This window comes from Paenibacillus sp. JJ1683 (assembly GCF_053006485.1).
The window spans coordinates 1,341,645-1,356,850 of sequence record NZ_CM129820.1 but is presented as its reverse complement, the minus strand read 5'-3'; the positions used below and the strand labels follow the sequence as shown (position 1 = coordinate 1,356,850).

General features: G+C 48.5%; 4 protein-coding genes. All 4 read right to left on the bottom strand.

Annotated elements, in window-relative coordinates; genetic code table 11:
* Positions 1–18: 18 nt before the first annotated feature.
* Complete coding sequence (locus tag ACUC6J_RS05800) at positions 19–4,941, bottom strand: condensation domain-containing protein (RefSeq protein ID WP_447249907.1); 4,923 nt, start codon at positions 4,939–4,941, stop codon at positions 19–21.
* Positions 4,938–12,563 (bottom strand): amino acid adenylation domain-containing protein, encoded by a 7,626-nt coding sequence (locus tag ACUC6J_RS05795; protein ID WP_447249906.1) that lies wholly within the window; start codon positions 12,561–12,563, stop codon positions 4,938–4,940. Before ACUC6J_RS05795 ends, ACUC6J_RS05800 begins: the two co-directional genes overlap by 4 nt.
* A gap of 73 nt (positions 12,564–12,636) precedes the next feature.
* The gene (locus tag ACUC6J_RS05790) at positions 12,637–13,785 is read right to left on the bottom strand and encodes an archaeosine biosynthesis radical SAM protein RaSEA (RefSeq protein WP_017426433.1); all 1,149 of its coding nucleotides are present in this window, start codon (positions 13,783–13,785) and stop codon (positions 12,637–12,639) included.
* Positions 13,786–13,787: 2 nt separating this feature from the next.
* Complete coding sequence (locus tag ACUC6J_RS05785; protein WP_447249905.1) at positions 13,788–15,194, bottom strand: condensation domain-containing protein; 1,407 nt, start codon at positions 15,192–15,194, stop codon at positions 13,788–13,790.
* Between the last annotated feature and the right edge of the window lie 12 nt (positions 15,195–15,206).

Sequence of the window (15,206 nt, the reverse complement as noted above, 5' to 3'; positions counted from 1 at the left end):
CTTTGAATGAAACGCACGTTAATGGGATACTTTGGACAGGCTAGACACACTACCCGCAATGGTCTTGATTATTTTGTGATACCTCTCCAACATAGAGTGAACATAGGAAGATTCCAGCAAAGTGGTATTCCACCTCAGGGAACAGGTCAGTCCGGTTGTTAATCTCACGACTGACAGTTGCAGTGCTGCTGGTTCTGCAGGATATACACGCAATCTCACTTCCCCTACCATCGGTAAAGAGCTCGTGCAGTCCTCTTCGCAAAATATGACGTTAAAACGGGATGAATCCTCCGCCCCGCTCTTCGACACATTAGGGTCCAGCAGCAAATGAAACGGATATAAAACAGCTTGAAGTGCAGCTTGACGTCTGTCTTTCACTTTGTCTAGCAAAGGGTTAAACGACGAAAGCCCCTCCATTGAAACTCTGACTGGCACAGGATGCTGGATACGTAAAGGTATTCCACTCCCCTGCACCGGATGTCCCTCGGGATGAACGACATGGATCAAAAGCTCCTCCGCCTGCGTCAATTGCCGCAGCAGCAGGAAATAACAGGCGAATAAAATGTCCGTAACACTACTATCATGACTGGAGGCAAAAATGTGTAAAGCTTCAGTCTCCTCTGTGGCAAGAGTCACTTCAATGGAATCCCACTCAGACGTTACAGAAGCATCTTCTCCTCGTTTGAACGGCAATCCGATTTGAGGAAGCGGATTGCGTAAAGCTTCAGTCCAGTACGATTTTTGCGGCTCCAAATATCCTTCCTGTAACAACTGATGCTGCCAATAGGTAAAGTCAATCTGCGGTATGGGCTGAAATGTGTGGACTGCATCCACTACCGAATCCGTAACAGCGGCGGAATAGCGGATAAACAGTCGTTCCAGCCAATCTTTCATGTCCAGACATTCCATTAGTAATGGATGAACAGCCACGATCAATTGGCACCGTTCGTTGTTGTCACACCCCAAGCGAACCCGATACAGCGGCCCTTGTCGTGGCTCAAACGGGTTACGATACTCGGCAGCCACACTAGAATCCGCCCAAGAAGCTGCATCCTCCTCTATGACATCCGTGAATGTGTAATCCAACGGAAGATGTGTCTTCACCTGCTGAGTCGGCTCGGAAGTCTCTTCCCTGAAGACTATTCTGAGCGTACTGTGTTCGGCTTGCAGTTCTTCCAATACCCTGACAAATAACGTCTGATCCACCTTGCCTGTCCACGCTGCACGAACGATCACATGAGGAGTTGATCCCCGATGTCGCCATAACTGCTTTTGGTAAAAAGATAAAGGATGCCACTCAATCTCTGGTGGCGGGCAAATCGGAGGAATCGCAAAAGTGGAGTCCTTTGCTCGTCGTTTCCGCTTCATGTTGTCCGCTTCCTCAGGTGAAAAAATCCGGTACTCCGCCAAAGCTTGTTCAGGCTGGTCCAGAATCTGGTCGATCAGGCTGAGCAAGTGTCCTGCAAGTGTAGTGATTGTCTGTTGGTGAAACAACCGGGAATAATACTCAAAGGTGCAATTTAGCTCTCCCTGCATCCCTTGAAAAATGTCGAGCTTCAAATCCATGGTTGAGCTGTGTTTGGCCCAGTCCACCATGTCCAGCGTCACATCTCCCATCGTAAATTGGGTCCTCTGCATCCCCTGATTATGTAAAATAAGCATGGTGTCAAAAATAGGGTTGCGCGAAAGATCACGTTTCTGATCCAGGTGCTCCACCATCTTTTCAAATGGATAATCCTGATGATCATACGCAGCTATAGTCCGATGAGCCACCTCCTTTAAAAAGTCTGTAAAGCAGCGCTCTCCTGCCGGAGTATTACGAATAGGCAAATAGTTCGTAAAAAGACCTATCGTATGCTCTACCCCCGTATAACGTCTTCCAGCAATGAGAGAACCTACAATGACATCCTCCTGCCCTGTGTATTGATACAGCAGCACATTGTATACAGCCAGAAGTGTCATATATAGCGTAGCCCCGTGTTCTTGTCCCAGGGCTCGCAAGCGGTCAGCAGCTACCTTGTCAATCGTGAACGAATACATGCCCCCTTCAAAAGTCATCACAGGCGGCCGTGGATAATCACTGGGCAGATTCAGAACCGGTAGTCCTGCCTCCCGCCCTTCCGTTAACGTCTTCAGCCAAAATTTCTCCTGTTTCAGCAACTGCTCGCTGTGCAGAAAAGCATTTTGCCATACTGCATAGTCCTTATACTGAATACGTAGCGGTGGCAAGCTCTGCCCGCTATAAAGACTGGTAAATTCCCGAATGAGGATTTCCATGGAAACACCATCTGAAACAATATGATGCATGTCAAACATCAGCAAATGCTTGTCCTCTTCATCACGCTGATCCGTTAATCGCAGCAAGCATACACGAAGTAAAGGCGCCTCTCCCAAGGAAAACGGCTGTACAAATTCTTCCATCAGCTTTTGCACATCGGCTTCTTCTGAAGCCACTCCCAGTGATATCGCAAGCTCAGCTTCCGGAAGAACACTTTGCACAATTTCATCCTCTGCGACATCAAACACTGTCCGAAAGGATTCATGACGATGAATGATCGCAGCAAATGCGTCTTTTAAGCGCTCCACGTCCAAACGCCCAGTGATCATAGCCGCTCCGGGCATGTTGTAGCTCAAATTATCTTCTGCCAGCTGCTTCAGAATAAACTGACGCCGCTGTGCGTTGGATACGGGGTAAAATGCTTGTGGAGACACTGGTTCGATAGACGGGTAATCCGTTGTTTCTCCTCCTGAAACAAGCTTGGCAAGCTCACGAATACAAGGGTGTCCAAACAAATCAACCAATGTAATTCTCGTGTGGAACACCTGACTGATGGCTGTAATCAGATCCGTAGCCAGCAGTGAGTCTCCACCCAATTCGAAGAAATCAGCATCTATAGAGAGCTCGTCAATACCCAAAATCCGTCCCCAAATGCGTGCCAGCCTGTCTTCCGTTTCCGTCGGAACATACCCATCACGAAAGGAAACACGTACTTCGTTATAGGCTGTCAACTGTTCGTTACGACCACGGCTTCGACGTTGGATCGGCGGCTCTACCCAGTAGCGCTGCTTGTCCCAGGCGTATGTAGGCAAAGGAACTTTGACACTCTCGTCTGCCGAATAATCCTCCAACCAGCGTCTGTTCTCACCGTTAACATATCGCCGGGCAATCATTCGTGCATCTGTATCCAGCGTCATTTCTGCCAGGGGCAGGGGCTCGCTATATATAGTGCAAAAAATCCCCTGTTGCTCCAGCCCTGTTCCATCCTGATAGACCAATGCGTTATAAGCCTGGCGCAGCTTTGAGCAAAGACTGATCCGATCCGAAACTGGAATTGCCAATCGATAAGCATGATGCTCTCTGCCCGTGTTCAGGACATAACAGACATTTTCCAAAGACGGAATATCGTCACTCTCCAAAAAATCAATATATCGGGCAGTCAATCTTCGCAGTGAATCCTCACTATATGCCGAAAGCGTAAATACTCGTTCCTCACCGCAGGGTGCATCGGAGGACGATGATAGTGAGGCTCTGCTGCCCTGATACTCCTCCAGCACCACGTGACAATTTGTACCGCTTAATCCCCATGAACTGATACCCGCTCTCAGTGGAATCCCGTCCTCACTTCGCCAATCAGCTAGCTTTGTATGAATATAGACCGGAGAACTATGCAAGTTCATCAACGGATTGGGATACGCAAAATGCAGGGTAGGCGGAAGTTTTTTATGCTGTAAAGCCAGAATCATTTTAATTAGCCCTGCCATGCCCGAGGCCGAATCCAGATGACCGATATTGCTTTTGACTGAGCCGATTCCACAAAATTGTCTTTTTTGCGTATACCTGCGAAAAGCATTTGTAATCCCTTTGATTTCAATCGGATCTCCAATTTTGGTCCCTGTTCCATGAGCCTCAATGTAAGAGATCGTCGACGGATCAATGCCTGCACGCTTCCAAGCCTCTACAATCACTTCTTCCTGGGCTCGGGCATTCGGGGATGCCAATCCGTTGGAAGCACCATCCTGATTGATAGCACTTGCTTTAATCACCGAGTAAATATAATCGTGATCCTTCTCAGCTTGTTCCAGTGGCTTGATTAGAACAACGCCACAACCTTCACCCCATCCCGTACCATCGGCATCAGCGTCGAAGCTGCGTGATTGTCCTTGCGACGAGGTGATCCCAAGCCCTCCCGGTTCCAATCTGGTGGGTAAAGCGCCAATGGCTACTCCGCCCACCAAAGCCATACTGCAATCTCCAGCAAGCAATCCTTCACATGCAAGATGCAAAGCGACAAGAGAGGAGGAGCAGGCGGTCGCTACACTGAGTGCAGGCCCAGATAGATTCAAGGCATAAGCCAGACGGCTTGCGATCACGGGCGGAAAATTCCCGACAAAAGCGGTGGATGAATCACTTTCGATCAGCTCCTTGTACCTCGCTTCACTATAGCCGACATATACGCCCATCCGTGAGCCACGGATACGTTCTCCGCCATAACCTGCATCCTCAATGGCCTCATAGCCGGTTTCCATAAACATACGCTGCTGTGGGTCCATATATTTGGCTTCCCCTGGAAGAATATTAAAGAATGCAGCGTCAAACGTATCTATTTCGTCTAGATAGCCTGCTGGCATATACGGCCCTTGATTGTGTTCATCCAAAAAAGGACGGATCAGTTCCAAACGTGAGCTTGGAAACGTTCGTATCCCATTCAGACCATGGACCAGATTGTTCCAATATTGCTCCTTGGTATCTGCTTGCGGGAATCGTCCAGCTACGCCGATGATGGCTATATCCCTGTTGCGGTTTATCCCCTCGTGGACTGCAGACGATGACGCAGCTTTGAGCTGAACTTGATATTGCTTGATCAGAGAATACGCATGCTCTTCAGATAATTCCTGTTTGGCTACAAGCTGCAAAATGGCTTCAACAAACGTATCCCTCATATGCTTTCATATCCTTTCATAGCCTCATCCACTGAAATAGCGTCCTCCTTTACCCGCTTGATCAGACTCCGCAAATCCTCATCCGCATGGTCAAGGTCAGAAGCTTCGGCCTGTAATTGCGGGTCTTGGGTTATCACTTCTTTTGTACTGGCGGCAAGCCTGCCTTCTATAAATTGCGCCAGCTGTGAAACTGTACCGTACGAGAACAGATCTCCGGCCTCCACTTCAGGATCAACCCGTTCATTCAGAAGACTCAGCACTTTTAAAATAAGCAGGGAATCCCCACCAATTTCAAAAAAATGTTGACTCACATCAATTTCTTCGTATCCCAGCACCTCGGCCCAGATTTGAGCAATCTGCTGTTCCAATTCTGTGTAAGGTTCTGTGGGTTTCCCCTTTAGACTGACCTTCACATCTGTCACCAAACGGTTAGGCTTGACGAATGACGGAGCTCCTACCTCCTTAGTGGATTGCGGTACAGCTCGATGTCGATCCGTCAGCATATCCGGTGCAAGCTGAATTTTCATCATCGGCGCCCATTCACGGAGCTTCTGTGTATCAAACTTGCCGATAGCCACTTGATCCAGCGGACAAGACAAGCTCATGTGGAAAGCAGCCAGTGCATCCGGTACAGGCATATAATCCATACAGCCTGGTCCTGTAAGTCCCTCCCATGCGTACCAGTTGATTGCCAACGTCGTTTGCCCCCGCATGTTCCGCTGTGCGCTGAAGGCATCCATAAAAGTGTTGGCAGCCGCATAATCCCCACCGCCAGCTCCGCCCCATAGCGAAGCTACCGAAGAGAAGAGAACGAAGAAATCTGTCTCTCGCTCAGCAAGAAGCTTATCCAGTACTAACGTGCCATGAATTTTGGGGCAAAGTACCTTCCCAAAGTCATCCCTATTCTGAACTTCCAGCGGCCGGCTGGTATCGCCGCTAGCTGCTGCGCAATGAACCACTCCTTTAATGGGACCAAAACGAGCTTGTACATTGTCAAAAACCAGCTGCATCTGCCTAAAATCAGACACATCCCCCGCGTAGTAATGGACCTGCGATCCGTATTTTTCCATATCTACAAAGGCTGACAACTTACGATAAGTTGCAGCATCAGCTTGTCTTTCCACCGGATCATTTATAATTTGTGACCAATGCTCTTTTTCCGGCAGCTCTGTCCGATTCAGAATGACCAGATGGATCGGGGCTTGCTGGGACAAATACCGGCAGACCTCAAGTCCCAAGCCTCCTGCACCACCAGTCACGATATACACCGCACCCGGACGAATGGTGACGGAACGCCGAGCTGGAGTATTCAGATGATTCCGAGTATCCGGGGTGCTTACCATGTCCGATTCCAGACGGGCCATGCCTTGGATATATCGTTCCTGACGGATGACAACGAACGAGTCTGTTTTATTTTCTTGCAGCTCGGTCATGATCAGATCCGCAACTTGCTCCCTTGTGTGATGGATCGTATCAACATCCAGTCCGAAACATTGCAATTGTGGATGCTCTTGAGAAATGACTTTGACTAAACCGTGAATCGCAGATTTTTCAGGTGATATATACTGTTCATCCGAGATCCGCTGTGTAAAGTTCGAAACCACTCGCAAATCGAGCGTTTCATGTAAGCCCTGATGCAGTAATGCTTTTGTCAGAAAATAAAGGCTATAAACACCTGACTCCAAAGCAACATCAACAGTTTCGATATCGACTGGAGTTGAAGGGGGATCTGTGCAGGTCCAGAAATGAACGATACCGTTCAAGCGCTGATTCCGTTGTCTCAGTTCACTCATGAGTTGAAGGTAATCTGCTTCTACTCCTGCCCGGATGGTGTATTGATGATGGCTCAGTTTTTCAAACATTTGCCCCGTCTCTACGATCACCACCTGATGACCAGAATGCGTCAAGCGAAGCGCCAGCTCGTCACCAATCCCCAGCTTGTCTTTAAAGATTAGCCAGTTTCCCTGAGCCAGTGCACCTTCTCTTGTCTTCTTCAGTTCTTTTGGAGTCCAGCGAACACGGTACATTAAATTTTCGATTGTACTTACCTGTGCTTGTTCACTCATTCGACCGATAATCAATGCGGTCTCTGCCTTGTCCCGGTTGGGCAAACGCACAGGGAAGGTCCGTACTTCCGTGAATTGCTCTTCCTTCAACAACTGCTCCCATGTTTCCGTCGGAACCAGTGGAGAATCCTTTCGTATATCCTGATCCTCGAACAGCCACCATCCCTCTGTCATTCCCCACACGAGATTTTCTGCAGGCTCATTCTGCACCTTTTCGATCATAAACAGGGCTCCACCAGGGGCAAGTACCTTTTTCAACTGAGACAAGGAGGTTCGTAAACGGCTCGTAGCATGAATCACATTCAGACCAATAATGATATCAAACTGTTCTGGCACAAAGCCTTGCGCCAAAGGATCCTCTTCAATATTAAAAGTTTGATATTGAACAAACGGATACGCTGCAAACTGCTTTTGTGCTTCCAAAATGATGCCTCGTCCCAAATCGGTATAGCAATACTCCACTTGGAGACCTGCTATGGCTGGAAAAAGCACCTTACCCACCGTTCCCGAGCCAGCCCCGACTTCCAAAATGCGGAGCCGTTTTCCCGCTTGTGCTAAAATATGCTGCTTTAATGCGTCCAGCGCCATCGTCTCACACAGATCGCCCAGGGTACGTCCCTGATTGGCAAAGCCCGCCAGAAATTGCGGTGTGCCATCGGGAAACAGTACACTCAAAGGCGATCTTTTCCCCGTTAATACAGCCGGATAGGCGTCCAGACAATACTTCAACACCTTGAAGGTTCCAGCAAATGCCGGATATTGCTCGATGTATTGGGTACATAACACCGACAGATCGGGAACTGACTGATCAACGGTCAGCATTATATTTTCACCGTCCAAGCGTACGTGGCCCTGCTTCTCTACGAAACGCAGCATGAACCGGAAGAGACGCTGATATGTGGAGGTGATCCCTATTGTATGCAGCATTTCAGACTCTTTGTATACTTTTCCAGGTTCCGTGAGCGTCCCCCATTGCCTGAATAGTTCGATGATAAGCTGGGCCGCAAATTCATCAACCGCCTCTTTATATCCCTGGACTACCGCGAATCCGCTCTCCTCCAATAACCGTTCACCGAATTGAAAAACCATCTCGGTAGCCTGCCAGAAATCAGGAGCTCCCTTCTGCGTGTCAGCGATCAATTCCGCACTGGCTGGTACATCCGGTGATTGCTGAACTTTAGGTTCAACCCAGTAGCGCTTCTCTTCAAACGGGTAGCCTGGAAGAGGGACACGCACCCGGTTCTGTCCGCGATAATAGTCATCCCACTCCAGCTCACTGCCCTGCATATAAGCCTCCACCAAACGTTCCAGTGATTCCGCAGGCTGGACTCTGTACGGCGCTGGATTTCCCCCTGTTTTGCCTATCGTATTTACGTATATTCGTTCGCGATCTAGTAATATGGAAGCCGCATTTTGATCGCCCTGCTCTGCAAACAGCTTGAGTTTACGCTGTAATTCTTCCTGCGAGCTGACGACGGTAGCCAAACGATAAGCATCGTTTCCACGACTGATATTGGTGCAGTAACAAATGTCTGCCAAAGCTTCGTGGTTATTTCCCAAATAAGCCGCAAACCTCTCGGCATAAGCGTAGAGCGCTTGTTCGGTCCGGGCAGACAAAGTGAACAAATATTCTTCGCCCGGAGGCGGAGCTTCTCTTTGGAGCGTATATTCCTCCAATACAACATGGCAATTCGTTCCGCTCAGACCAAATGAGCTTATACCTGCACGACGAATCCCGCATTCAGGCATCCATTCCTGAAGTGACGGAGCGACATAAACCGGAGAATTGACAAAATCAATATGCGGGTTAGGCACTTTAAAATGAAGGGATGCTGGAATCTGGCGTTTGGTCATGGCCAGCACTGCCTTCATAAACCCGGCAATCCCTGCTGCTGAATCCAGATGCCCGATATTGCTCTTGACCGATCCTACCGCACAGAACTGTTTACGATTTGTATAGCGTCCAAAAGCCCGCGCAATGCCTTCCATTTCAATAGGATCGCCTAGCTTGGTGCCTGTTCCATGTGTCTCGATATATGAAATTGTCTCTGGATCAATCCCCGCGCGCTTCCAGGCTTCCTCAATCACATCAGCCTGCGCAGCGGCATTAGGAGCGGTCATTCCGTTGGATCGCCCATCCGAGTTAGCCGCGCTTCCTTTGATCACTGCGTAAATATAATCACCATCAGCCACGGCCTGCTCCAGTGACTTGAGTACAACAGCACCTACTCCTTCGCCACCACCTGTACCGTCCGCCGATGCGTCGTACGCTTTCGTCTTGCCATCAGGCGCGGCGATTCCCATGTTGAAGAGATTTTCATCTACCATCGACAGGTACAAATTGACACCGCCAGCCACAGCCATTTCGCAGCCACCAGACGTGATCTCCTGTACCGCATGATGCACAGCCATGAGTGAAGAGGAACAGGCCGTGTTAATGACCTCTGCCGGGCCTGTCCAATTAAAGACATAAGCAATCCTACCGGCAATCACAGCTTGTAAATTCCCCGGTATAGCAGAGGGCTCAATCTGTGGCATCAGGTCCAAATATTGCGGTGTACCTGTTCCTACAAATACTCCCGTCTTCGACCCGTACACCTCTTTTTCCGAGTATCCCGCATTCATCATTGCTTCCCAAACAACTTGTAACAGCAGGCGCTGCTGCGGGTCCATCATTCGTGCTTCATTAGGAGCTATATGAAAAAATGATGCATCGAATCCATCAATTTGCTCCAGATATGCCCCTTGCGGCAACGAGCCTAACTGTCCAGCTACATTATCTGAACCATGAACTATATCTTGTAACCGATGAGTTGGAATGTCGCGAACAGCATCCACTTCACGACACAGATTGTCCCAGAAGGCATCGCAACTGTCCGCCATGGGAAAACGACAAGCCATGCCAATCACAGCAACATCACCGTGTCTTCCCTTGGCTCCAAGCTCAGCCCTGTGGATATGTTGCCGTCTTGTATCCATTTCGCGAAGGGGTTTGATAGGTTTCTCCACACCGCCGGACTGAATGATTTGGGCCTGCATCGCGATCGTATGATGTGTAAAAAGCTGCGGAATGGTCAGCTGAGTCTTCAGTAAATGGTGGATTCTGCTTTGCAGTCGCACGATAGACAACGAGTTGCCACCTGCTTCAAAAAAACTGTCCTCCACACTAACGGCAGGCACGGACAGCAACTTCTTCCAGATATCCGCCAGTTGTTCCTCCAACTCATTACGTGGTGCCACATATGCACGAGTATGGGCTACTCCAATCCGTTGCAAAGGCAGCGCCTTTTTATCCACCTTGCCATTTGCCGTGACAGGCATGGACTCCAGACAAACTACATGTGCCGGAACCATATAGTCCGGTACATATTGCTTCAGGTACAATTGGATGTCATTGGTTCCTAACGGAGATTCTTTCGAGGTCTTCAGCCTCTTCAATGTATAAAAGGCTGCAAGTTCCTCGGTGTGCTCCCCTGATCCATGCGGGATGACCACCGCTTCTTTGATAGACGGATGACTTCTGAGAAGAGACTCAATCTCTCCCAGTTCCACACGCATTCCTCGGATTTTAACCTGATCATCCGATCTGCCGATAAATTCCAGATTATCGTCTGGCAACCATCTCACCAGATCGCCTGTTTTATACATCCGATCTGTTTGGGTTCCAAACGGGTTCGGCACAAAGCGTTCGTCCGTCAAGCGTGGATTGTATAAGTATCCTCGCGCCAATCCAGCTCCAGCGATGAACAGCTCTCCAGTCGCCCCAAAGGGCAGCAAGCGTTGCCGTGGATCTAGAACATACACCTGATAATTTAATAGCGGCTTGCCTATCGGTAGAGTTGCCCGTTGCTCTACAGGTTGGCATTCATACAAAGTCGTATTAATAGCCGCTTCTGTCGGGCCGTAAATGTTAAACAGCTTGTCTATGTTCAGCTTATCGCGTAATTGCTGTGCCAGTTGCCCGCTACAAACCTCACCTGCCATGATGATAAAAGCAAAGGGATGCTCAATATCCGGTGCCTGCTCCAACAGCACTTCCATTAGTGAAGGTACGGTATTTAACACATTAATCCGTTCCTTCCGTACCAATCCCCAAAAGGCGCTTGGATCTGTCTTGGCTTCTTTCGGAACCAGATACAATGTTCCTCCGGTAGCTAAAGGCAAAAAAATCTGCTGCACAGAAGGATCGAATGTGAATGGAGCCATCAAAACATGCCTCAACCGTTCATGGAAATCATAGCTGCGTTTCAGCCCAGCCAATTGATTAACAATATGTCGATGCTCTATCATCACGCCTTTGGGCGTTCCAGTCGAGCCTGATGTATATATGACATACGCCATATGATCAGGTCTGCCTTGAACTGGCAGATTGGACGTCTCGCCTGTATAGAAGGCGGGATTGGACAGATCAAGCACTGTTCCTTGAAAAGGATGGGCATCCACATACTGTGGCGGTGAGATCAGCAACTCCATCCGACTATCCGTAAAAAGCTGCTGTACCCGCTCTGCTGGAAACGCCGGATCTATCGGACAATACGCCCCTCCTGCCTTTAGTACCGCCAGGATTGCCACGATAATCTCCACCGTCGGCTCAGTCATGATGCCGACAATATCATCTGGACCCACTCCATGACGTTGTAAAGCACGGGCAAGTTGATTGGCTCTTGCATTTAGCTCTCTGTAACTAATGCAATATTCTGCTTCGACTACAGCAGCTTGCTCAGGCGTTTGTACCACCTGTTCTTCGAACAACTGATGCAGCATATTCACATCCGTCAGTTCTACAGCCGTCTGATTTAAGCCCTTTACTAGAAGCTCTCGTTGCTGTGGAGCCAGCATTTCTGCCGCATCATCCTCCAGAGAAACCGCCGATTTCTCAGGCCACTGTTCCAGAACATACAGCAAGTTGGCAGCAAAGGATTCGAGTAGGGACAACGAGTACACCTCAGGTCGATAAACGAGTTGCAGTATCCGACCTTCTTCTTCGTTCGGTACAAGCTTGACCATCAGATCGAATCGATCCAGGTCATCGACCGCCGTTTGTAATCCCTCATCGACACATGCCAGTTGCCACAGTTCTTGCAGCTCTCTTCCATGAAGAGATGTCCACTTGTCATAGAGAAGGGACAAAGAATCAGCCTGATGATTCAATGTTCGGGAAAACTCGACCTTCATGTCTTCGTTAAGTTCACGCCACGTTCGACTTCCTTGAACCCGAGGCTTGAGAAAAAGTAGATTTCCTGGCTTGGGTTGGGCCTGTACAAGCGTCGTCGTGCCAATACATATATCTTCTGACTGCGAATAGCGATGAAGAAGCCCTGACAGCGCCGTCAGGAACAAAATAAAACGTCCCAGCTCCGAGCCTTTCGACATTTGATCCAGTTGGCGGATTGTCTCCCTGGGAATAACCCGTTCTAACGTTTCCCTGCGTGCTCCCGGTTGATAGTTAGACTTGCTTTTGCTTACAGGCAATAATTCCCGCGGCAGATCTTGAGACCATTTTTTCATCCAATATTCTTCAATGATCCGGTCTTTCAGATGCGTACTCTTGTCCATACACACTCCCCTCTCTGTCAACCGTTCCCGGCCTTCATGAGCTGACGAATCCACATAATCTTTAATTGGTGGACTACTTGATTAATTCACTATTCAAAATACTCAGTCTCTCCTCAAAAGGAGGATGCACGTGCTTCAATTCTTTCTCCCATTCCGCCTTGCAGCTGCAATCCAGATGCTCCAGAACGCTTGGATCAAGAGTGTGATTATACTCCTTCAACGCCTCCATCACTCGATCACTGCATTGCGGGCAATTGTAAGGCACCCCGACAGGAGAAGGATAAAATTGGAACAATCCGACGATGATCTTCCCCAAATGCGCCGTCCGTTTTACCACCTCAACGATGCTCCAGAGCCATGCCGGTTTATAGGCCTCTTGATCACTTAAATACTGCACCAGTGTATAATCCTGTACGGTACAGCTTTCCAGTGAAACAGTCGTCGTACCGATCTCAAAAGCATGTTCAATCGTTTGTACGGCATGCTCGATAGCCTCTTGTTCCGTAATAAAAGGCGGCTTCAGCAACACATAGCTGCGTAAATTTAGCTCCTGAGTCACCAAGCGGGCGGCCTTGTCAAATTGTTTTAATGAAAAGCCCTTGTTTATGCATACATACCGCAAAAAATCATCAATCATTTCAAGTCCCATGGCGACTTCCACATGCTTATCCGGTAAAAGGCGCTTAATTTCCGCCATATTTTCCTGCGTTACAAACTCGGGTCTGGTTTCAATAACCAGCATTTTGATTTCGGGCTTTTCCCCAACCATGCGTATGATCTCCCACAATGCTTCAGCTGGAACTTCATTGTCGTTGAGAATGGAGCCGTTATTATACAGATTGAGTAAAGGATATTTGGTAAAATCAATCCGATTGAACTCCTTCCGAAATTGCTCCAAATAATAATGGGCGGATAGAGGGCCGTCTTTGCGCGTTTGCTTGGCTAAATGACCGCACATGGTGCAGCCGTTTCCATTTTTCAGAGCCCACTCGCATCCGTTCGACATTAAATACATGACTGCGCGTTGGTAGTTTTTCCCTTGAAAGTTTTCCTCACGAATATCCGTTTCTGTCGCTACTTTGTCCAAATGATACTGTTCATCCGGAATTTTGGCGTGAATTTCCTTCATTAAATTAGCAATGAGTCGGTAATAGTGGGCAGTTTCCTTCGTAGTCATCCATTGATAGGAATCCATTTGTTCCCAGTCCTTCGGCTTTCTCATCTTCATACACCCCTTTTCAAAGTATCCGGGCTATAATCAAATTCAATCGCCCAGACCTCTTGCAGTCCCTTTTCCATCTCCGTCAAGGAGTGAATATCCTGAATAGCACAATCTCTTTCTGTAACCATCAGCCTGAGTAAAGCGACATAACGTTCACATAAGAGTTCTATTGTCGATGTTTCATATGTTGAAGGCTGATACAACATTTGGATGGCTGTTTGCTCCATTTGATGAATACTCACTAGAAGTGAATAATCCGTTACGCTATGCCCGGCAAAGGATTCCAAGGTCAATTCACTTTGTCGATTGATCTCCAGCGGATAATTTTCAATCACGAGCAATGTATCAAATAGAGGCTCTGTGCTTCTGAAATTTCCGTAGGTTTGTATATCCACAAGCGGTGTTGTTTCGTAAGGCTGCCTCGCTATACTCGCTTGCTGAACATCGAGCAGCGCTTGTTGCAGCGTATCGCTATTCCCAGACTGCAACCGCATAGGAACCGTGTTCATCAGAAGACCTACCATTCGTTCAATTCCAGGCAAGCTGCTGGAGCGGCCAGATACTGTTGTGCCGAAAAGCACGTCTTGCCGACCGCTAACCTTTTGCAGCAGAACGCCCCAAGCCGCTGTAAAAAGGGTACCTATCGTTACCGATTCTTCCTTCGCGACAGTTTCCAGCTCATTCACCAGATCTGGCGGCAATATATACGATTCGCAAGCCGTATCGCTTATTTTTGGGGCAGAAGTGGTATCAAGCAGGTACAGGGGCTGAGCTTCATATCCAGCCAGATAAGCTTGCCAAAATGCCTTCCTTCCGCTCTTATCCTGCTTTCCAAGCCATTTCACGTACTCTCGGAAATGCGGCTTGCTTATCTGTTCCGGTTCTCGGCCTGCACGCAGCGTATGATATGCGCGGATAAACTCACCCAGCACAATGCCATTACTCCAGCCATCCATCACGATATGATGGTTGCTGACCATCATGATATGACGATCATTCATTAGCCTAAACACTGTAATCCGCAGTAGTGGACCCTCGGACAGGTCAAATCCTACAGCACGGTCCGCTGCGCGCAGTTCCTGTATTATCGTCTCTTGCTCCATCTCCTCCATTTCTGTGAGGTCATGGAAAGCGAAAGATAGTACGCGTCCTTTTAAGATAATCTGAACCGGGTTCTGGATCTTTTCCCAGCGAAATACGCTTCTCAGCACCTCATGCTGTTGAACCGTCCATTTCCACGCCTCACAGCAGACAGACAGATCAAGCTGGCCACGTAGCGTGTAGCTGTATTGTTCAAAATAAGCTCCTGTGTCCTTGTCCCGCAAATAGTGGTAGAGCATCCCTTCCTGCATGGGAGTCAAACCAATAACATCCTCCACACGTGTTTTGTTCAATGGACGGTGGCTCATGGTTGTTCCCCC

Excerpts from the sequence above, each read along its gene's own strand:
- ACUC6J_RS05790 (WP_017426433.1), bottom strand. The coding sequence starts at position 13,785 with ATGAGAAAGCCGAAGGACTGGGAACAAATGGATTCCTATCAATGGATG.
- ACUC6J_RS05795 (WP_447249906.1), bottom strand. The coding sequence starts at position 12,563 with ATGGACAAGAGTACGCATCTGAAAGACCGGATCATTGAAGAATATTGG.
- ACUC6J_RS05785 (WP_447249905.1), bottom strand. The coding sequence starts at position 15,194 with ATGAGCCACCGTCCATTGAACAAAACACGTGTGGAGGATGTTATTGGT.
- ACUC6J_RS05800 (WP_447249907.1), bottom strand. The coding sequence starts at position 4,941 with ATGAGGGATACGTTTGTTGAAGCCATTTTGCAGCTTGTAGCCAAACAG.